Source organism: Photobacterium frigidiphilum (assembly GCF_003025615.1).
GTDB classification, from domain to species: Bacteria; Pseudomonadota; Gammaproteobacteria; order Enterobacterales; family Vibrionaceae; genus Photobacterium; species Photobacterium frigidiphilum.
Genome location: NZ_PYMJ01000002.1, coordinates 276,655 through 296,198, shown reverse-complemented (window position 1 = coordinate 296,198; position 19,544 = coordinate 276,655). Strand labels below are relative to the sequence as shown.

The 19,544-nt window shown below is 41.5% G+C and carries 20 protein-coding genes; 15 read left to right on the top strand and 5 right to left on the bottom strand.

The genetic code is table 11. From position 1 onward, the window contains the following. Positions 1 to 2 precede the first annotated feature (2 nt). The 4 genes from rsxG to gloA all read left to right on the top strand — a co-directional run bounded on the left by rsxG (position 3) and on the right by gloA (position 2,541). Positions 3 to 638 carry an electron transport complex subunit RsxG gene (gene rsxG / locus C9J12_RS03505; protein ID WP_107241431.1) on the top strand — a complete coding sequence of 212 codons (636 nt, stop codon included), beginning with the start codon at positions 3 to 5 and terminating at the stop codon, positions 636 to 638. Then, complete coding sequence (locus tag C9J12_RS03500) at positions 635 to 1,336, top strand: electron transport complex subunit E (RefSeq protein ID WP_107241430.1); 702 nt, start codon at positions 635 to 637, stop codon at positions 1,334 to 1,336. The genes rsxG and C9J12_RS03500 overlap by 4 nt, the downstream gene beginning before the upstream one ends. Before the next feature lie 137 nt (positions 1,337 to 1,473). After that, a complete protein-coding gene (gene nth / locus C9J12_RS03495; protein ID WP_107241429.1) occupies positions 1,474 to 2,115 on the top strand; it encodes an endonuclease III in 642 nt (213 codons plus the stop codon). A 33-nt stretch (positions 2,116 to 2,148) separates the two neighbouring features. Then, positions 2,149 to 2,541: a lactoylglutathione lyase gene (gene gloA / locus C9J12_RS03490; RefSeq protein WP_107241428.1), complete on the top strand. Its 393-nt coding sequence runs from the start codon at positions 2,149 to 2,151 to the stop codon at positions 2,539 to 2,541. A gap of 49 nt (positions 2,542 to 2,590) precedes the next feature. On the opposite strand, the gene C9J12_RS03485 is transcribed toward gloA, so the two are convergent. Continuing rightward, positions 2,591 to 2,929 carry a hypothetical protein gene (locus C9J12_RS03485; protein ID WP_107241427.1) on the bottom strand — a complete coding sequence of 113 codons (339 nt, stop codon included), beginning with the start codon at positions 2,927 to 2,929 and terminating at the stop codon, positions 2,591 to 2,593. A gap of 163 nt (positions 2,930 to 3,092) precedes the next feature. Between C9J12_RS03485 and C9J12_RS03480 the strand changes: the two genes are divergently transcribed. Together C9J12_RS03480 and C9J12_RS03475 are read left to right on the top strand one after the other, a co-directional pair. Beyond that, positions 3,093 to 3,704: a superoxide dismutase gene (locus C9J12_RS03480; protein ID WP_107241426.1), complete on the top strand. Its 612-nt coding sequence runs from the start codon at positions 3,093 to 3,095 to the stop codon at positions 3,702 to 3,704. A gap of 113 nt (positions 3,705 to 3,817) precedes the next feature. Then, positions 3,818 to 4,261, top strand: a complete 444-nt coding sequence (locus C9J12_RS03475; protein ID WP_107241425.1) for a DUF2753 domain-containing protein — start codon at positions 3,818 to 3,820, stop codon at positions 4,259 to 4,261. A 99-nt stretch (positions 4,262 to 4,360) separates the two neighbouring features. On the opposite strand, the gene motY is transcribed toward C9J12_RS03475, so the two are convergent. Then, the gene (gene motY, locus C9J12_RS03470; RefSeq protein ID WP_107241424.1) at positions 4,361 to 5,251 is read right to left on the bottom strand and encodes a flagellar protein MotY; all 891 of its coding nucleotides are present in this window, start codon (positions 5,249 to 5,251) and stop codon (positions 4,361 to 4,363) included. A 169-nt stretch (positions 5,252 to 5,420) separates the two neighbouring features. Between motY and rnt the strand changes: the two genes are divergently transcribed. From rnt to C9J12_RS03455, 3 genes are all read left to right on the top strand, one after another. After that, entirely contained in the window at positions 5,421 to 6,092 is a 672-nt protein-coding gene (gene rnt / locus C9J12_RS03465) for a ribonuclease T (protein WP_011219232.1), read from the top strand. Between the two features lie 431 nt (positions 6,093 to 6,523). Continuing rightward, positions 6,524 to 7,771, top strand: a complete 1,248-nt coding sequence (locus C9J12_RS03460) for an outer membrane protein transport protein (RefSeq protein ID WP_107241423.1) — start codon at positions 6,524 to 6,526, stop codon at positions 7,769 to 7,771. Between the two features lie 53 nt (positions 7,772 to 7,824). Continuing rightward, positions 7,825 to 10,227, top strand: coding sequence for a lipase (locus C9J12_RS03455; RefSeq protein ID WP_107241422.1), 2,403 nt, complete (start codon positions 7,825 to 7,827; stop codon positions 10,225 to 10,227). A gap of 95 nt (positions 10,228 to 10,322) precedes the next feature. Here C9J12_RS03455 and C9J12_RS03450 read toward each other — a convergent pair whose 3' ends face one another. Then, positions 10,323 to 10,928 (bottom strand): peroxiredoxin, encoded by a 606-nt coding sequence (locus C9J12_RS03450; RefSeq protein ID WP_041394424.1) that lies wholly within the window; start codon positions 10,926 to 10,928, stop codon positions 10,323 to 10,325. 302 nt (positions 10,929 to 11,230) lie between these two features. On the opposite strand from C9J12_RS03450, the gene C9J12_RS03445 reads away from it, so the two are divergent. Together C9J12_RS03445 and C9J12_RS03435 are read left to right on the top strand one after the other, a co-directional pair. After that, a complete protein-coding gene (locus C9J12_RS03445) occupies positions 11,231 to 12,553 on the top strand; it encodes a Na+/H+ antiporter family protein (RefSeq protein WP_107241421.1) in 1,323 nt (440 codons plus the stop codon). Positions 12,554 to 12,745: 192 nt separating this feature from the next. Further along, a complete protein-coding gene (locus C9J12_RS03435) occupies positions 12,746 to 13,012 on the top strand; it encodes a Rho-binding antiterminator (protein ID WP_107241419.1) in 267 nt (88 codons plus the stop codon). Positions 13,013 to 13,092: 80 nt separating this feature from the next. On the opposite strand, the gene C9J12_RS03430 is transcribed toward C9J12_RS03435, so the two are convergent. Then, a complete protein-coding gene (locus C9J12_RS03430) occupies positions 13,093 to 13,434 on the bottom strand; it encodes a Grx4 family monothiol glutaredoxin (RefSeq protein WP_006233051.1) in 342 nt (113 codons plus the stop codon). A gap of 259 nt (positions 13,435 to 13,693) precedes the next feature. Between C9J12_RS03430 and sodB the strand changes: the two genes are divergently transcribed. Next, positions 13,694 to 14,278, top strand: a complete 585-nt coding sequence (gene sodB / locus C9J12_RS03425; RefSeq protein ID WP_011219237.1) for a superoxide dismutase [Fe] — start codon at positions 13,694 to 13,696, stop codon at positions 14,276 to 14,278. A 253-nt stretch (positions 14,279 to 14,531) separates the two neighbouring features. On the opposite strand, the gene asd is transcribed toward sodB, so the two are convergent. Then, positions 14,532 to 15,647 carry an aspartate-semialdehyde dehydrogenase gene (asd, locus tag C9J12_RS03420; RefSeq protein WP_107241479.1) on the bottom strand — a complete coding sequence of 372 codons (1,116 nt, stop codon included), beginning with the start codon at positions 15,645 to 15,647 and terminating at the stop codon, positions 14,532 to 14,534. Between the two features lie 774 nt (positions 15,648 to 16,421). Here asd and nhaC point away from each other — a divergent pair. The 3 genes from nhaC to C9J12_RS03405 all read left to right on the top strand — a co-directional run bounded on the left by nhaC (position 16,422) and on the right by C9J12_RS03405 (position 19,484). Further along, on the top strand, positions 16,422 to 17,861 hold the full coding sequence (gene nhaC / locus C9J12_RS03415) for a Na+/H+ antiporter NhaC (protein WP_107241418.1): 1,440 nt from the start codon (positions 16,422 to 16,424) through the stop codon (positions 17,859 to 17,861). A gap of 421 nt (positions 17,862 to 18,282) precedes the next feature. After that, on the top strand, positions 18,283 to 19,023 hold the full coding sequence (locus tag C9J12_RS03410; RefSeq protein ID WP_107241417.1) for a nucleoside recognition domain-containing protein: 741 nt from the start codon (positions 18,283 to 18,285) through the stop codon (positions 19,021 to 19,023). Continuing rightward, positions 19,023 to 19,484, top strand: a complete 462-nt coding sequence (locus tag C9J12_RS03405) for a YjiG family protein (RefSeq protein WP_107241416.1) — start codon at positions 19,023 to 19,025, stop codon at positions 19,482 to 19,484. Before C9J12_RS03410 ends, C9J12_RS03405 begins: the two co-directional genes overlap by 1 nt. Positions 19,485 to 19,544 lie beyond the last annotated feature (60 nt).

Sequence of the window (19,544 nt, the reverse complement as noted above, 5' to 3'; positions counted from 1 at the left end):
CCATGCTAAATGTAATGAAAAAAAATGGTGGAGTGCTAGCGATATTTGCCTTATTGGCAACAGCATTAGTGTCAGTCACCCATTTACTGACTGAAGATAAAATTCTAGAACAGCAGCAAAAAGAACTACTAAAAGTTCTTAATCAGGTGATTCCAGCAGTCAATCATGACAATGAATTGTATAAAAGCTGCACACTCATTACTAACCAACAATATATCGGCACACCAGCGCCAATGCCAGCTTACATAGCAGAAAAAAATGGTGAGCCTACGGGTGTGGCCATAGAAGCGATTGCACCCGATGGTTACAGCGGCGCGATTAAATTGATTGTTGGTTTAGACATGGCGGGTTATGTAACAGGTGTTCGTGTTCTACAACACAATGAAACGCCCGGTTTAGGTGATAAAATCGAAACGCGTATTACCGACTGGATCTATGCCTTTACAGGTAAGAAACTGAACGGTGAAAAAGATCCGGCATGGGCAGTAAGAAAAGACGGTGGTGAGTTCGACCAATTTACTGGCGCAACGATCACACCCCGTGCCGTCGTAAAAGCAGTAAAGAATGTTTCACTATACTTTGAACGTTACCAGCAAGAACTACTCAGTCAACCTTTGAACTGTCAGGGTGAATCATGAGCACAAATAAAGAATTAATGAAAAATGGCATGTGGGTCAATAACCCTGCCATTGTACAGCTATTAGGCTTGTGTCCGTTATTAGCCGTATCGTCCACAGTGACCAATGCCTTGGGTTTAGGTTTAGCGACAACAGCTGTATTGGTCGGTTCTAATTTGATCGTGTCTTTGGTGCGCCAATGGATTCCATCAGAAGTCCGTATTCCAGTATTTGTGATGATCATTGCGGCACTCGTCACATGCGTTCAATTACTAATGAATGCATACACCTATGGTTTATACCAATCATTAGGAATCTTCATTCCATTGATTGTAACTAACTGTATCATTATTGGTCGTGCCGAAGCATTTGCCTCTAAAAATGACCCAATCCCTGCCGCCTTAGATGGACTGTGGATGGGGTTAGGTATGACAGCTGCGCTCGTGGTACTTGGTGCTATGCGTGAAATTTTAGGCAACGGTACACTCTTCGATGGTGCAGATCGCCTATTGGGTGACTGGGCTTTGTCGTTGCGTATTGAAGTGTTCAACTTTGATAGCAGCTTCTTGCTTGCCATGCTACCACCGGGCGCATTCCTCGGTGTCGGCTTCATGATTGCGTTAAAAAATGTGATCGATAAAAAGCGTGAAGAGAAAAAAGCATTAACCGCCGATAAAAAGCCAGAAATAGAACGAGTACGCATTACATCTGCCGATTAGAGCACATTCGTATTGTTAACCGTACAAAGTAAACCGCAAAACACTTATCACATGATGGGCGACTCAACCGCCCATCACATCCCCTACGTGAGTTCATGTGATAACAAGTCATTTGCGGTGCAGCCAGGAAGCAAGCAATGAACAATCAAAAACGTACCCAAATACTAGAACGCTTACGAGCAGAAAACCCTCACCCTGAAACAGAGTTAAAATGGAGCTCTCCCTTCGAGCTACTGATTGCTGTGCTCTTATCAGCTCAAGCTACAGACGTGAGTGTGAACAAGGCAACAGATAAACTTTACCCTATCGCAAATACGCCACAAACTATCTACGATTTGGGTGTTGAAGGGGTTAAAACGTACATTAAAACCATTGGGTTATTTAATTCCAAAGCTGAAAACGTCATTAAGACCTGTAAGATTTTACTGGATAAGCACAATGGTGAAATTCCTGAAGATCGTGAAGCGCTAGAAGCACTGCCAGGTGTTGGGCGAAAAACAGCGAATGTTGTGCTAAATACCGCGTTTGGCTGGCCGACAATTGCCGTTGATACCCATATCTTTCGTGTGTCGAATCGTACTAAATTTGCCATGGGTAAAAATGTTGACCAAGTAGAAGAAAAACTACTTAAAGTCGTACCAACAGAATTCAAAGTAGATGTACACCACTGGTTGATTCTACACGGACGTTATACCTGCATAGCACGAAAACCTCGCTGTGGCAGCTGTATTATTGAAGATCTCTGTGAATTCAAAGATAAAATATACCCTGACGAATAACCTAAATTGTTTACCTACACACTGGAGTAACACATGGCTAATGGACGTATTCTTCACACAATGCTTCGCGTCGGAGATCTAGACCGCGCAATCAATTTTTATACCAATGTAATGGGTATGGATTTACTTCGTAAACGTAAAAATGAAGCCTATAAATACACCCTTGCTTTCGTCGGGTATGGTGATGAATCGCAAGGTGCTGTTATTGAGTTGACCTACAACTGGGGAACAACTGAATATGAAATGGGCGATGCATTTGGTCACATCGCTATTGGCACTGAAGATATCTACGCAACGTGTGATGCCATTAAAGCCGCAGGCGGCAATGTAACTCGCGAGCCTGGTCCGGTTAAAGGCGGCAATACACATATTGCCTTTGTGACCGACCCTGATGGTTACAAAATAGAACTAATCCAACGTGCATAATTCGACAAAAAGCCCGATATCATCGGGCCTTTTAGTATGAACGAACTGGTTACTCAACTTTGCTAAAGTATTCCGTCACTTCTGCGCGATAATTACCATCAGCCTGCGTTGCCTTATTAAATTTTACTGAATAAAAAGGCACTTTCGACTCTTTCACTTTTTCGGCAATATTGTGTTCTAAATTATCAATACTGACGGTGCTAGATACTTCATAGGTTGTGGCACGGTTTAAATCTAACTCTTCTGCTCGTTCCACCGTAATCAACTCTGAAGTCACTTCACTGACAACTTGTTCTAGTGCCTCTGTCGCATCACTACCTACAACCGTTTTGTCGTCAGCAAAAACAGTAAATGAGCACACCATTAGCAATAAAATAATTTTCTTCATATCACACCACTTTTTCTTCTTAGTTATATGTTTCAGCAATGATTAATACGGCACTCATCACTGGGTCCAACCTAATCATAGTTAATAATCTCAAAAAAGTTATGGTTGTTAGTGCGAGTGATTATCATTACCATGTATAGAAATAATCAAGGGAGTCTCTTCTATGCCTTTTAGCTTTCCAAAGTTACCTTATGCCTATGATGCACTTGAACCTTATATCGATACAAAAACGGTAGAGATCCACTATAGCCGTCACCACAAAACGTACTTTGATAAGTTCATTGCTGCCATTGCCGGAACAGAGCTTGAAACCCAGTCACTGCATACTATCTTTGCCAATGTCTCATCACATTCACCAGCAGTAAGAAACCATGGTGGCGGTTTCTTTAACCACAATCTTTACTGGCAATGTATGTCACCAACCGGAGGTAGCCAGCCTTCAGGTTTACTCGCTGAAGCAATTTACTGCCACTTCGGTAGTTTTGAATTATTTAAAGAAGCATTTTCTAATGCGGCAGCAAACCACTTTGGTTCCGGATTTATTTGGCTTTCAGTTGTAGAGGGGCGATTAGAGATCTCGGCAACGAGCAATCAAGATAACCCGTTAATGGATATTGCAGACAATCGCGGCGAACCGATTCTAGCCCTTGATGTATGGGAGCATGCTTATTACATCAGCTATCAGAATAAACGTCCTGATTATATTAATGCTTGGTGGAATGTAGTCGATTGGGAGCAAGTCTCGCAGCGCTACTTAGCTATCTTGCAGCAGTAATCAGCAGCTTTAGTTTGCAAAGAACATCAATGACTGATGCTGATTGGTATCAGTCACCGTTAATATCACGTCCCCTTGAGATTCAACGTTGGGGGTAAATAAAAGGAAAAACCATGGACGTTTCAAGGTGGGAAACACATACCCTGCTAGCAACGGAAGCCGAAAAAAGTAATAAACCAATGATGTCCATTATTCATTATCAACTTGCTTTAGCTGAATCTCAGCTGCTTGAACCGATTCATGATACACGTGATGAGTTAGAAGATCTGCTTACTATTAAGGTAGTTTCATGCCATAACCTTGCCGATTTTTGGCGTAAGAATGGAGACAATGATTATGAACTTAAATACCTTCAGCTTGCATCTGAACAAGTTATGTCACTGATCCCACAATGCCCAAGAAAAGAGTGTGATGCTTTTATTGAAACCTTAGGCTGTTGTCGCTCTGCTTTAGTTGAATTTCTAAAACGTCACCCAAACCCTGTTATCGCAAAGCAGCTCTCTCACATCAGTGCGAGCAACCAATGTGAATTAATTGCTAAGTTCCGCCTGCATTAAGCAAAAAATATCACTCCAATAAAAAAGAGTTTCGTGCTATACGCCCGAAACTCTTTCTACTATCGTTATTGAGCCACTAACATGTGGCGACATAACGTATTAAATGATTGTTCTGCCCAACGAGATAACAACACGACGGTTTTTATTACGCCCTATTGGGGTATCGTTATCTGCTATTGGACGACGCTTACCATACGCTTCTACTTGAATACGGTTTTTAGGTAGCCCTAGCGACATAAAGTATTCTTCTAGTTTCTTTGCACGACGTTCAGATAAACTCTGATTCACGTTGGCACCCCCAGTCGAATCGCTGTAAGTTGCTAGCAACACTAAATCAATATCATCACTGTAACGCACAAAGTCTGTAATTTGAGCTAAACGCCGCTGAGAAGGTTTATTCAATTCATCGTTATCCATATCATAATGCAAGACAGTAAAAGCGATATCTTCAAAGCTATATGGAAGCAGGTTATCTAGACAGATGCTAAATTGCTGATATGGCGCTTGAAAAGACACCGCAGAAAGCCCTACTTCAATCATTTTATCTCGATGCTGCCAATCGTTATAACTGAAAGTAGGATAACGCCCACTTTCAAGCTCAGATAACATTGCCCACGCCATTTGACCACCGACGTAACCATCAAACTGCTTAAAAAATTGGATCTGCGTTATCGGTTCAGCCGCTTCACCCGGCATCCAACGCGCAGGCATTGACACTAAATTGACATTGCGTGTTTCACCCATAGGGCGGCGCATTTTAAGCTCAAAATCTAAATTGATTTTTTTCCCCGCCTTTGAGGTGAATTGAGCCTCTCCATAACTTGGAATAGCATGAATCATACGGCATTCAAGTGGCGTATCGACTGCAACTTTCCAGCTTGATTGTGCCGGGGTCGCTACATATTGTTTAGCAGCCATAACTGACGGGCTTAATACTAAGCACGTTAAAACAGAAGCATTTAAACAAACAATTTTAAAAAATGTATTCATGCTTTTCCAAATCTAACAACGGGGCTTTTCACTACTCCCTATTGTATCGAATTTAATTCAAAAATCTTTAGCCGATCATCGTGAGATCATGAACATTTGTAACCAGAAGGTTTAGCTAGACTTCTGAATCTGACATAATGCCAGCCTCTTTTTTATCGACAGCAGTGTTATGAGCGAACAAAACGAACTAAATACATTAAAAAGTCGCTTCCGCGGCTACTTTCCCGTAGTCATTGACGTTGAAACTGCCGGCTTTAATGCCAAAACTGATGCCCTACTTGAGATCTGTGCCGTTACATTACAAATGGACGAAGATGGTTGGTTAAAACCGGCTTCGACCATTCATTTTCATGTAGCCCCCTTTGAAGGCGCAGTTTTACATAAAGAAGCATTAGAATTTAATGGCATTCGTGACCCGTTCAGCCCATTACGTGGCGCTGTGTCTGAAGAAACGGCATTAAAAGAAATCTATAAGCAAATACGTAAAGAACAAAAAACGGCTGATTGCTCACGTGCGATCATGGTTGCACATAATGCTAACTTCGATCATAGCTTTGTAATGGAAGCCTCAGAGCGTGCCCGTCTAAAACGCAATCCTTTCCACCCCTTTGCCACTTTCGATACTGCCGCATTGAGTGGTTTAGCGTTCGGTCAAACCGTTTTAGCAAAAGCATGTAAAACGGCTGGAATCGCATTTGATAACAAAGAAGCACACTCTGCCCTCTATGATACCGAGCGAACAGCAGAACTGTTTTGTGAGATTGTTAACAAATGGAAGAAATTAGGCGGATGGCCGCTTTTTGAATCTCAAACAGAAGAAATCGATAAGTCTCAAAATTAAAACAACCAAAACTCATCAGACCTCCTATGAGCCCAGCACTGCTGGGCTTTTAGATCTATGATTCCAAACGCTCGTTTTATTTAAAACATACGTTTAAAACGCAATGCAATCGAATACTGCTCGATTAGCCATCAATATCAAAAACAATGATTTACACTGGGTTAACATTTTAAACTTTCCTCTTTATACTCCATAACTGTGTTTCATATTGTTTCAGACAATTTCCATGAGAGACTAATCGCGCAAGCATAATCACTTTGCATCATATGGATATGACGCATCTATACCTAGATAGCATCCTTTCCTTTCAGCGCGCCTAACATGGCTCTGTTTATCTGAACATTGTTGAAACTCAATAAAATTGAGTTGTTTTTCCTTCATGGAATGAAGAACAAGAAGCTAAATACAGAAGTGAATAGAGAGGCAGTATAATGTCCGTAAAAGTTAGATATACAGCACTTGCCATTACAGCAGCATTAATATCAACAACAGCACATGGCGCTGGGTTTCAAGTTTCAGAACATTCAGCATCAGGTCTTGGTCGAGCATTCGCAGGTGATGCAGCTATCGCTGATAACGCCGCCGTGCTTTCACGTAACCCCGCCGCAATGACCCTTTTCAAAACAGCTGAAATTTCAGGTGGATTCAGTATTGTTGACCCTAGTGTCGATGTGGAAGATAAAAGCTTTGGCCAAACAGCTAAAGATGTCGCGCCCGTCGCTTTTGTACCAGCAGGTTACTACATTCAACCAATTAATGATCGCTTAGCTGTTGGCTTGGCACTCTTTTCAAATTATGGTGTGGCGACAGAATACCCTACCGATTTTAATGCAGGCTCATCAGCTGGTGATACATCGCTCATCACCATCAATTTCAACCCTAATATTGCTTATCGTATTAACGATAACTTCAGTATTGGTGGTGGTGTCAGTTTGGTATACGGTGATGCTGAATTAAACCGTTATCTTGGCTCACTTTCTGCTGCAGTTTCTGACTCTAGCCCCAGCGATAAAACAATCACCATGAAAGGAGATACCTTTGATTGGGGTTGGAACATTGGTGGGTTATACGAATACAACGAAAACAACCGTTTCGGTCTCAGCTACCGTTCACAAGTGGATCTCGAGTTTGAAGGTGACTTCACTGACTACCTTGGTGCTATCACAGGTACACCAAATAACACCATAACCGGTAAGCTGCCAGTAGTATTACCTGCCATTGCTGAGTTCTCAGGCTTCCATCAGTTAAACAATCAATGGGCTGTGCACTACAGCGTTCAATGGACGCAATACAGCAAATTTGAAGAATTAAAAGCAACAAGTAATGAATGTTCACCAGGTTACAACGGGGAATCAGGTACTTGTTTGCTAAAAGAAGAAGATTACGACGACAGTTTCCGTTATGCGTTAGGTGCTACATACACGATCAACCCAACGTGGACAGTACGTGCTGGTTTTGCGTTTGACGAGCAAGCAGGTCAAGCAACTTTAAGTATCCCTGATACCGATCGTTATTGGTACTCAGCAGGTGCTACTTATACCTACAGCCCAAATATGTCATTTGATCTCGGTCTGACTTATCTATACGGCAAAGAAAGCACCTTCGAAGAAGATGGCAGCACTTTCACATCATCCGGCGGCGCCATTATTAGTGCCGCACAAATGAACTACACATTCTAGAAACTTATTGGTGTAAATACACCATCAGATGATTTGAAAGAAAGGATTCCAGTATGAATAAGAATTTATTAGCGTTATTAATTGCTTCAAGTTTAGGTCTATATGGCTGTGGTGATGAAACTAGTCTCGAGGGTAAAGCTACCATTGACCCTGATATTGAAAAAAGTTTAAAAGCCGAAACAAAGATCAATTTTGATTTGCTTTCCACTGAAAAAGAAGTGGTAACACCTTCATTTTTAGCTGTTGATAGTTATGACGGTACGCTCGCCACAGACGGTAGTAATCTACTCAGCAATGGGCAACCGGATCCTGCTTATTCAACAAATATCGCAGACCCTAAAATTGCATTAGGTAAAAATGATGGCTGGGGAACACTTGAACCCATCACCATCGAATTCAAGGGCAAAGCATTAACTGAAACCCCTGACCCAGAAAGCTTTGTTATTATTGAGTCTTTTAACCCGACCTCTCAAACAGATACAACTACACCTGCAGCCCTTACTTATGGCACCGACTATATAGTAACAACAGCAGGACAATCACTCATTGTGTCATTGTTAAAACCATTAAAAGCAAACAGTAATTACATGTTTGCTGTCACGGATGCCTTACTGGATGAAAGTAATAATTCTGTTGGTACTTCTAATAGTTATGCCGTACTTAAAGTCTCTAATCCACCGCCATCAGAAGCGCTTATACCGGCCCAAAAAATTATTCATGCGACCGAGAAGACAATAGAAGCAACTACAGGCACTCTACAAAAAGATATTGTTTATTCTACCTGGTTTACAACAGCATCTGCTGGTGACGCTCTATACGCAGCCAAAGCAGCGATCGCATTATCCGCAGGTAATGTTGTAGCAACAACCACACAAACTGAACAAGGAAATGCCAGCGCTATCTGGGGTACAGATATTGATACGCAGGGGATGTTTAGCTTTGTCAAACCAGAACTAGATGCTAGTTATACAATGCCAGGAGTTACAAAGTACACAGGCACAGTAAAACTGCCTTACTTCTTGGCATCAAATGAGGATTTAACAGCTCTTCTTTCTCAACCGTGGCAAAGTGCCACTCCAAGTTTGGCCAAAATCTTAAACGTAATTAACCGTAATGATGCCACCAGTGCAATTTTATTGGCTCAATTAACAAGTAATAATATTGGAATAACACCAGATCAATTAACAACTCTCGTTAACGATCCTAGCGACAATGCCACTAAACTAGCGGTTATTCAAAAGTTGATTAACAAGAAGCTATATCTAGATGAAGCCAAAACACAACAGCTTGATGCAGAACGTCTAATCACTAAATACAGCCCAGCACCTCAATTACGTTCAGTCGCAGATGTACCATATAACTTATATATGCCAGACCCATCAAACTGTAGCGATGTAAATAATATTCCAGTAAATATTTTTGGCCATGGCTTTACAAGTGATAATAACAGCGCTGATTATTATGCAGGAAAAACCCTTGATACAAACTGTCAGGCACTCATTGCAATAGATTTACCATTGCATGGTGAACGGTGGGATCCTGCTTTCAATGAAAAGATTACACAAGAAATTGCTTATATGAATCTCGCAGTATTACCTGTTGCACGTGATAATATTCGACAATCTGTCGCTGACCAAATGAGTTTACGCGCCTCTCTGGGAGTTATGTTTGGAGCAAAAGATAAATTTACTCAAGCAGGAATCGAACCCACATATGGTGAATTAAGTAAACTATCCCTTATCAATAACGGTAAACCTGGTGTCGGTTATGTTGGTATTTCCTTAGGTGGAATTGTGGGTATTGGTTATACCGCAACCATGAATAAACCAGTACTTGATGATCTAGCGACTGAAGCAGGCTTATTCAGTATTACTCGAAGCCACTTTGACGTTCCTGGTGGTGGCATTGCTTACTTCCTATTTAACTCAGAAGCATTTAGTGGCACCATCAAAGCAGCATTGAAAGCAAGTGATGGCTATACGGCCTTTAAAGCGAGTACATGTAGTGAGCTAGATGATGCTAGTTGTGACAGTGTATTCTTTAATACCTTTGCTTATGCAGCGCAATCGGTATTAGATACAACAGATCCAGCCAACTTGCTAGGTAGTATACAAACACCTGTTTATCTATCGATGGCACAAGGCGATACCGTAATTCCTAATGGACCATTTTTAGCACAAGAAGATGTTCTAAAATCAGCAGTCGCCGGTACTATTCCGATGATAGTTAACAACAGTTACGAAATTCTGTCAGGACCACCAACTGAAGGTAATAACAGAAGTGCTGCACTATATAAAAAGGAATACAGTTTCCATGGTGCATTAGCAAAACAACCATTAGGTCCACTAGCTCCATTTGCTAGTGCAATTGCTGACATGCAAGCTAATTCTATTTCATTCTTAAGTAACGGCTCTTTGCCGATGGCTGAGCAAAGCTTTATCTATCAGATTAACTAGAATGAATCATTTATAGTTTCTATGCATAGAAAAGCGGATGTTGTACTTACAACATCCGCTTTTTATTGTTTAAAGAATAGCTTTCAGACTATTCCTTACAAATCGTCAGTGTGCTCTGATAAGTATGCCGCGACACCTGCTGGCGATGCATCCATACCTTCTTTGCCTTTTTCCCACTGTGCTGGGCACACTTCGCCATGTTCTTCATGGAATTGAAGCGCATCGACCATGCGTAGCATTTCGTCAATATTACGACCCAGCGGTAAGTCATTCACTACTTGGTGACGAACCATGCCTTCTTTATCGATCAAGAATGAACCACGGAACGCAACGCCCGCTTCTGGGTGTTCAACATCGTAAGCTTTGCAAATCTCATGCTTGGTATCTGCAATTAATGGGTACTGTACTTCGCCAATGCCACCATCTTCCACCAGCGTATTACGCCATGCGTTATGTGAAAACTGAGAATCGATAGAGATGCCGATAACCTCTACACCTTTGCTTTGAAAATCAGCATAACGCTTATCAAATGCAATCAATTCTGATGGGCATACAAACGTGAAATCTAACGGGTAGAAGAAAATAACCGCGGCTTTACCTTTGATATTTTCAAACAAGTTGTAGCTATCAACAATTTCGCCATTACCAAGCACTGCAGCTGCAGTAAAATCAGGTGCCGGGCGGCCTACTAATACACTCATGGTTAACTCCATTAACTTTTAACGTTGAAATCGACAGTAACGTTCTGTTCTGCCTACCAATACAGTAAATCTCAGTATATCGTCGGGAAGGTGACAAGACTAAGACACTTGGCACAATGCCAATAAAATTCCGTACGAGTATCAACTTTTACTCGACATGTGAAAAAATTCCAGCAAACTGATTGTTTTTGAGTAGAACAGCTCAAAATATAATAAAAAATGAGAAAATAATTACGAGCATCACATAATTAAAATTCTCTGCTTTTCACCTATGACATAACACAACGATGGATCTTAGTTTTATGAACCCTGTAGTAATTTCGGTATGCGTCATGCTTTTACTCGCGCTAATGCGGGTTAATGTAGTAGTTGCGCTTACTTTTAGTGCCATAATCGGTGGCTTAATTGGCGGCATGCCATTAACCGAAGCAGTATCTGCATTTGAAGGCGGCTTAGGTGGCGGTGCAACGACGGCATTAAGCTACGCAATGCTCGGGACCTTTGCCGTGGCAATTTCTCGCTCTGGTATTACTGATGTATTGGCTCAAAAAGTCATTAAACGCATTAGTGGGCATGAGAATGCAGCAGCAGCAACTGGGGTTAAATATAGCGTTCTTATCATTTTAGTTTTACTGGCTATCTCTTCTCAGAACGTTATTCCGGTGCATATCGCGTTTATTCCGATTGTTATTCCGCCGCTACTGCATGTTTTTGCTAAGTTAAAATTAGACCGTCGTTTAATTGCATGTGTACTAACGTTTGGTTTAGTAACACCTTATATGGTTCTACCCGTTGGCTTTGGCGGTATCTTCCTTAACAACATTTTGTTGAAGAACCTGCATGATAACGGGCTAGATGTAACAGCAAGCCAAGTACCAATAGCGATGCTTTTACCGGCTGCAGGTATGATTTTTGGCTTACTTTTGGCGACGTTTGTGACTTACCGTAAGCCTCGCGAGTATTCTGAAGAAAAAATTCTAGCTAACGAACCTGAACACAAAGAAATTAACCTGCGCCATGTCTATATCGCGGTAGTCGCTATTTTTGCTGCACTAGGTGCTCAGCTATATAGCGGGTCGATGATTATTGGTGGTCTTGCTGGTTTCATGGTGTTCACATTTGGTGGTGTGATTAAGTGGAAAGAAACGCATGATGTGTTCACGAAAGGTGTACACATGATGGCAATGATCGGCTTTATCATGATTGCAGCTGCTGGTTTTGCTTCAGTAATGAAAGCAACAGGTGGTGTTGAAACACTGGTTAGTTCTCTTGCTACTGTTATTGGTGATAACAAACCACTGGCGGCATTATTGATGCTGGTTGTTGGCCTGTTTGTGACGATGGGTATTGGTTCTTCGTTCTCAACTATCCCTATTCTTGCCACTATTTATGTTCCTTTGTGCCTAACATTTGGTTTCTCACCAATGGCGACAATCGCACTTGTCGGTACAGCGGCTGCGTTGGGTGATGCGGGTTCACCGGCATCTGACTCAACGTTAGGGCCTACAGCGGGTTTGAATGCTGATGGTCAGCACGAACACGTTTGGGAAACAGTGGTTCCAACTTTCCTACACTACAACCTGCCACTTATCGCATTTGGTTGGTTAGCATCAATGGTGCTATAGCCTTTCGTTAACCAAACATTGGTTAAATAACATTGGCAAACTTAACATCTGAATCCGTCCTTTAAGGGGCGGATTTTTTTCATCTGTCGATTGTTCACCTTTGCCTAGCCTATATCCCAACAAGTTCTCGCTGATACGAACATCTTGAGGTAACTTGGTTATATAAACTACTGACAAAATCACAGGACGCATATGAGTGACTACCAAGCGATTCAATGCCAACGGTACGACTTTATCGAGATTGCTTGTATGCGACGTTATCTGCTGTCTATCGAACTAAATGATGAGACAACCTTGGTCGGCACAGCGATTGACACCAAAACCCAAGCAGATAAAACAGAATGGTTAGTCATAGAGCAAGATGGACTATCGCAGCCAGTACGCTTAGATACGATTAAAGCTATTACCCCACTCACTGCGAATGCTACGTTTGGACGAGAGTTGATTGCAGGTAGCTAAACAGCCAGATACAACAAAGCCCCAACCAGCGGGGCTTTGTATATATAAACCACCTAAAAAAGGAGGGAATATATTAGCGCTTACTCAGCAGCCGCTTCGCCATCACGACGTACAGCAGCTTCTTTGATTAGCGGCTGAAGCTCACCTTTCTGGAACATTTCCAGAACGATATCACAACCACCAATTAGCTCACCTTCGATCCACAATTGTGGGAAAGTTGGCCATTGTGCGTAAACAGGTAGTTCTGCACGAATATCTGGGTTTTGAAGAATATCTACGTAAGCAAACTTCTCACCACATGACATTAGCGCTTGCGACGTTTGAGATGAAAAACCACAGCTAGGTAGTTTTGGAGAGCCTTTCATGTACAACAGAATTGGGTTTTCTGAAATCTGCTGCTTAATCTTATCGATGGTTTCCATAGCTTCCTCTTACGACAATTTGCTTATATAGGGTCTTATAACAGTCACATTCTACTTTGTCACGGACTGGAAAAAAACGCCTATTATCTGTAAGGATATATTACATGACGATTATTAGTGTTTAGGGCTTTTAATAAAGTAAAAACTTGCTAAAATAAAACCCGTCAGTTTAGAAAAATAATGCAGGCTCGTTTGAAGTCTGCCGGAAGCAATGTCGAGGGCTTGCCCCTCTCAAATATACCAAATGGAGAATTGAGCAATGGCATTTGAATTACCAGCTCTACCGTACGCAATCAACGCTCTTGAGCCACATATCTCTCAAGAAACGCTAGAATACCACCACGGTAAGCACCACAACACTTACGTTGTTAAGCTAAACGGCCTTGTTGAAGGTACTGATCTAGCAGAAAAGTCTCTTGAAGAAATCATCAAGACTTCAACTGGTGGTGTATTTAACAACGCAGCTCAGATCTGGAACCACACGTTCTACTGGCACAGCCTAAGCCCTAACGCAGGCGGCGAACCAACTGGTGAAGTAGCAGACGCTATCGCTAAAGCATTCGGTTCTTTCGAAGAATTCAAAGCGAAATTCACTGATTCAGCAATCAACAACTTCGGTTCTTCTTGGACTTGGCTTGTTAAGAACGCTGACGGCTCTCTAGCAATCGTAAACACCTCTAACGCTGGTACTCCAATCACAGAAGAAGGTGTTACTCCTCTTCTTACTGTTGATCTGTGGGAACACGCTTACTACATCGATTTCCGTAACGTTCGTCCTGATTACATGGCTGCTTTCTGGTCACTAGTAAACTGGGAATTCGTAGCGAAGAACCTAGCGGCATAATATCGCGTTATTGCGGTTCAATTATTGCCAACAGAGCCTGCTTAATTGCAGGCTTTTTTATATCTGATTTACAGCCTATCTGTATGCTTAATTACTCATTAATACCCAAGCTACCTCAGGATTCAGAGTGATCTCAGCTAGCATCTTGAGGAAACTTGGGGATATACATAACGGTCTGCAATTCAAAGCACTAGCATCGGAAACAAAAACGCCTGCATTTGCAGGCGTTTTTATTAATGTCTGTTTTTTCGCGTTACGATTTTTCAGACAAGATAATGCGAAGTGTACGACGAAGTGGCTCTGCAGCACCCCATAGTAATTGGTCACCCACAGTGAAGGCATTAAGGAAATCATCACCCATTGCCAGTTTACGTAAACGGCCAACAGGAACAGACAATGTGCCCGTTACTTTCGCAGGGCTAAGCTCTTGAACGGTCGCATCACGATCGTTCGGGATCACTTTAACCCAATCATTATGTGATGCGATCATTTCTTCGATCTCATCTAACGGTACATTCTTCTTCAGCTTCAACGTTAATGCTTGGCTGTGACAGCGCATTGCACCAATACGTACACACGTACCATCAATCGGCACTGGGTTATCTTGTAAGCCCAGAATTTTGTTCGTTTCTACCGACGCCTTCCACTCTTCTTTACTCTGGCCATTGTCACGCTTCACATCAATCCACGGAATTAATGAGCCCGCAAGCGGAGCACCAAATTCTTGCGAAGGAAAACCAGGTGAACGTAAGGTTTCAGATACTTTACGATCAATATCTAGAATCGATGTTGCTGGGTTTGCAAGCTCGCTTGACACCGTATCGTTAATCACACCCATTTGGTTGATCAACTCACGCATATTTTTCGCACCCGCACCAGAAGCCGCTTGGTAGGTTTGCGATGTCATCCACTCAACAAGGCCTTCTTTATAAAGGCCACCAACCGCCATTAGCATTAAACTAACCGTACAGTTACCACCCACATAAGTGTTAGTACCGCTATGAATGCCCTGTTTGATTTGATCAAAGTTAACCGGATCTAGCGTAATAATAGATTGAGGATCCATACGTAATGTAGAGGCAGCATCAATCCAATAACCTTTCCAACCTGCAGCACGCAATGCTGGGTATACTTTTTCTGTATAGCTACCACCTTGACAGGTAATAATGGTATCCAGCTTTTTCAAACTTTCTATATCAAACGCATCTTGCAGTAAGCCAGCATCTTTACCTAAGTTAGGCGCTGGGATTCCGATTTGAGATGTTGAATAAAATACAGGCTCAATGAAATTGAAGTCACCCTCTTCAACCATGCGCTGCATCAGCACAGAACCTACCATGCCACGCCAACCAACTAAACCAACCTTCATCATCGCTTGCTACACTCCTTGTTCATAATTACAAACCCAACGCTTGTTGTAATATTCCTATCACTACACGAATGAGTATTTCTACCTCCATCTATAGAGATTTAAATTGTGAAAAACAAGCAGAATCTGAAGAAATTGCATAAAAATTCCGTCCACGTTTTATTTTACATATTTAATATCTAGAGATTAGTTGGCATCTAAGACAGTAAACACACATATTAGACCAACAATTAATACGGACTAGAAAGCAAACTAAATGTGATTAATTCACCCCCAAAAACCAATAAGAGTGAACAATTCACCCTCTACAAATAACTTTCCACCTCCAACCAATAAAATCAAAAAAACCACAAGTTTTGAATAAAAACCCACACCCTGATAACCTACACATACTGATTAAGCAGACTTAAAGCACCAATAAAATAAGCATATGTAGTTATTTACACTTTAAAAACCACATCATTAATATAAAAACACAACTTATAAATCGATTAAAAAACAACATAAGAACAAATTTAAAACCTAAAGTTAACAGTAAAAACACATGTAAACATATATTTTCAAGCGTTTATCAGTACTAAAAGATTCAGGTCACAGAAAAGTACAATATCTATCGCAGTGAGTAACTCATTTAGATAGAGTAGCGCCGAAACAACATGAGTCTCTTTAAAGAAGGACTCAGTGATCAGAAGAAAAATTAATTATTAACGTTCTTAATGACGTTAGTTTCAGGGTTCACCCTTTAATAAGCTCGATCAAACAAGGTTAAACAGTATGGAAAAACAGACTATGAAGCTACCATCGCTAATGCAAGTGATCCTTGCCCTTGGTACTTTCCTTGCACTGGCATTCTCTTTCACCGCTAAACTTGATTTACCCATTCAACTAGCACTTTATATCGGCTGGTTCATTATTATCACGCTAGGTATCAAACTTGGCCATGACTATAAATCACTTGAAAAAGCGGCAACTCAAGGCATTTCAAATGGCTTAGGTGCTGTACTAATTCTTCTTGCTGTAGGTGCTCTTGTGGGCACTTGGATTGCAGGTGGTATTGTTCCGACAATCATTTATTACGGCTTGCAAGCCATTCATCCATCCATTTTCTTGCTTGCAACCATGATTATTTGTTCACTAACAGCGTTAGCAACAGGTACATCTTGGGGTGCAGCAGGTACCGCTGGTATCGCAATGATGGGTATTGGACAAGGTCTGGGCGTTCCAGCCCCAATGACTGCAGGTGCTGTGCTTTCAGGTTGTTACTTTGGTGACAAAATGTCGCCGCTATCTGATTCGGTAATTCTTGCTTCTTCTATGTCTGGCGTAGAAGTGATGGAACACATCAAAGGCATGCTACCTATCGCGTTAATCAGTTACATCATTACAGGTATTCTATTTACCGGTGCTGGTTTGCACTATGCTGGTAATGTCGACATGGCTCAGGTTGATTCTGTTATTCTTGCGATGGAAAATCAGTTTGTTATCTCTCCATTCTCATTCATCCCTGTGATTATTGTTCTTGGCCTACTAGCAATGCGCCTACCGTCTTTCCCTGTTATCTCTTTCGGTTCGCTGCTGGGTATCGTATGGGCGGTAATGGTTCAAGATATGGACCCACTAGTGGCATTTAACACTGCATGGGCACCTTTCTCTATTAGTTCTGGCGTTGACTTCATTGATGCGATTCTAAACCGTGGTGGCATGTCTTCTATGCTGGGTTCAGTAGCCGTTATCATCTTTGGTCTGGGTTTTGGTGGTCTACTTGATAAAGTAGGTGTACTACAAACTGTTGCTAAGTTATTCGAGAAACGCGTTAACTCTGCGGGTAGCTTAGCTACATCCACGATTGCGACGGCATTCTTTGGTAACGTATTTGGTTCTGCTATGTACGTATCATTAATTCTAACGCCTAAAATCTGTGCGAAGAACTACGACCGCCTAGGTTACCAACGTAAGAACCTGTCTCGTAACGCTGAATTTGGCGGTACGTTAACATCTGGTATGGTGCCTTGGAGTGATAACGGTATTTACATGGCGAGTATCTTGGGGGTTGCAACCTTCTCTTACGCACCATTTATGTGGTTAAGCTTCGTCTGTATTATCGTGACTATCGTGACATCTTACATGGGTTGGTTTGTTGACCGTTGCCCACCAACAATTACTGAAGAAACTGATGAGAATGAGAACCTAGCGGTTACTCAGCAAACAGCTTAACAGTAGAAAACACAAAATAAGCAACTCAAAGAAGAGCGCCTAATAGCGCTCTTTTTTTATATCAATACTGTATATAATTCATCACATATCATTATTTTATATTTAAACTCAAAAACATAAGTCACTGTTATTCATTAGTTAAAATTAACAAATGTGTAAAACAAGCCATTAAAATAAAAAAACATGTTAATGGCGTGTTTTTAGTGAATAAGTTCACAAAAACACCAACTAACTCCAAAGTGTTAATATTCAGTAGCACATATTGACCCCAATCAATAAAACCCCATCAAAATCAGTGAAAATAGCACTAGTTTATTTAAATCTTAGTTTTCACTTGTATCAAAATATTAAAACTTTTGAACAGGATTACGAAAGACACATTTTCGCATTTGCGATTTTAATTTCCTAAGGGGTTATATTCATGAGCAATCAGGTTGGACAAGACCGCAAAGTAACGATTGGCAGCTACATTGCCCTCGCCTTTGCTGTTGTCTTCTTTTCTGGGCTACTTCAATCAAACGAATGGTATGGCGTTTTTGATTTCACAACCTTAAATGGTTCATTTGGTAACGTTGTTTACGCTGTAAACGACACTGCTGATGGCATCCAAACGGCTACAACCTCACTGCGCGGTAAAGGCGGTAGTGGTGCTCGTGACGGTTTCATTTTCGCGTTAACGTTAATCCCAACAGTAATGTTCGCTTTAGGTATGATCAATGTTCTAGAACACTATGGTGCGCTAGATGCTGCTCGTAAAATTCTAACACCGCTGCTTCGCCCTTTAATGGGTATTCCTGGAAACTCTGGTCTTGCACTTATAGCCTCGCTACAAAGTACAGATGCAGGTGCAGCGATGACCCGCCAATTAAAAGATGAAGGCCATCTAACCAAGCGGGAAACCGATGTTTTCACTATGTTCCAATTTTCTGCAGGTGCGGCCATTGTTAACTTCTTCTCTTCTGGCGCTGTGCTGTTCACATTAACTAATACTGATGGTACGCCAGCGGTTACATCATCTATTGGTCTCGCTGTTGCCATCATGTTTATCTTTAAATTTGTCGGTGCCAACATGTTCCGCTTATACCTAAACATTACTGAAGGTAAAGCAGATAAAGAAGATAAAGAAGATACAAAGCCTGAAATGAAAGAGGAAACAGCATAATGACTACGGCTAAAAAACCAATGGTGACAGACATTTTCGTTGAAGGTGCTAAAAAAGGTTGGGTAATAGCAACAACGTCAACCGTACCCAACGTATTAATGGCTTTTGTGATCATCAAAGCATTGCAGATCACTGGCGCTTTAGAATTAATGGGAACCGTATTCTCACCAATTATGGCTGTATTTGGTCTTCCTGGTGAAGCAGCAGCTGTACTGATAGGTGCTTGGATGTCGATGGGCGGTGCGGTAGGTGTGGTTATTACTCTTTTCGACCAAGGTATCTTAAATGGGCAACACATCGCAATTTTAGCCCCAGCAATCTACCTTATGGGCTCTCAAGTTCAATACATGGGTCGCATCATGGGGCCTATCAAAACTGAAGGCCGATACATTCCAGTAATGATTGCTCTATCTGTGCTCAACGCTTTTGCAGCAATGTTTGTAATGAACATTCTGGTATAGGTTTTCCATATACAGCTTTTCCGTATATAGATGTCAATGGAGAGAGGTCTCTGCTCTCTC

Bases quoted from the DNA above. Each gene is read 5' to 3' on its own strand.
- asd (WP_107241479.1), bottom strand. From the start codon at position 15,647: ATGAAGGTTGGTTTAGTTGGTTGGCGTGGCATGGTAGGTTCTGTGCTG.
- C9J12_RS03405 (WP_107241416.1), top strand. From the start codon at position 19,023: ATGACTACGGCTAAAAAACCAATGGTGACAGACATTTTCGTTGAAGGT.
- sodB (WP_011219237.1), top strand. From the start codon at position 13,694: ATGGCATTTGAATTACCAGCTCTACCGTACGCAATCAACGCTCTTGAG.
- nhaC (WP_107241418.1), top strand. From the start codon at position 16,422: ATGGAAAAACAGACTATGAAGCTACCATCGCTAATGCAAGTGATCCTT.
- C9J12_RS03480 (WP_107241426.1), top strand. From the start codon at position 3,093: ATGCCTTTTAGCTTTCCAAAGTTACCTTATGCCTATGATGCACTTGAA.
- C9J12_RS03455 (WP_107241422.1), top strand. From the start codon at position 7,825: ATGAATAAGAATTTATTAGCGTTATTAATTGCTTCAAGTTTAGGTCTA.
- C9J12_RS03410 (WP_107241417.1), top strand. From the start codon at position 18,283: ATGAGCAATCAGGTTGGACAAGACCGCAAAGTAACGATTGGCAGCTAC.
- C9J12_RS03435 (WP_107241419.1), top strand. From the start codon at position 12,746: ATGAGTGACTACCAAGCGATTCAATGCCAACGGTACGACTTTATCGAG.
- gloA (WP_107241428.1), top strand. From the start codon at position 2,149: ATGGCTAATGGACGTATTCTTCACACAATGCTTCGCGTCGGAGATCTA.
- C9J12_RS03430 (WP_006233051.1), bottom strand. From the start codon at position 13,434: ATGGAAACCATCGATAAGATTAAGCAGCAGATTTCAGAAAACCCAATT.
- rnt (WP_011219232.1), top strand. From the start codon at position 5,421: ATGAGCGAACAAAACGAACTAAATACATTAAAAAGTCGCTTCCGCGGC.
- C9J12_RS03450 (WP_041394424.1), bottom strand. From the start codon at position 10,928: ATGAGTGTATTAGTAGGCCGCCCGGCACCTGATTTTACTGCAGCTGCA.
- C9J12_RS03475 (WP_107241425.1), top strand. From the start codon at position 3,818: ATGGACGTTTCAAGGTGGGAAACACATACCCTGCTAGCAACGGAAGCC.
- rsxG (WP_107241431.1), top strand. From the start codon at position 3: ATGCTAAATGTAATGAAAAAAAATGGTGGAGTGCTAGCGATATTTGCC.
- C9J12_RS03500 (WP_107241430.1), top strand. From the start codon at position 635: ATGAGCACAAATAAAGAATTAATGAAAAATGGCATGTGGGTCAATAAC.
- C9J12_RS03445 (WP_107241421.1), top strand. From the start codon at position 11,231: ATGAACCCTGTAGTAATTTCGGTATGCGTCATGCTTTTACTCGCGCTA.
- nth (WP_107241429.1), top strand. From the start codon at position 1,474: ATGAACAATCAAAAACGTACCCAAATACTAGAACGCTTACGAGCAGAA.
- C9J12_RS03485 (WP_107241427.1), bottom strand. From the start codon at position 2,929: ATGAAGAAAATTATTTTATTGCTAATGGTGTGCTCATTTACTGTTTTT.
- motY (WP_107241424.1), bottom strand. From the start codon at position 5,251: ATGAATACATTTTTTAAAATTGTTTGTTTAAATGCTTCTGTTTTAACG.
- C9J12_RS03460 (WP_107241423.1), top strand. From the start codon at position 6,524: ATGTCCGTAAAAGTTAGATATACAGCACTTGCCATTACAGCAGCATTA.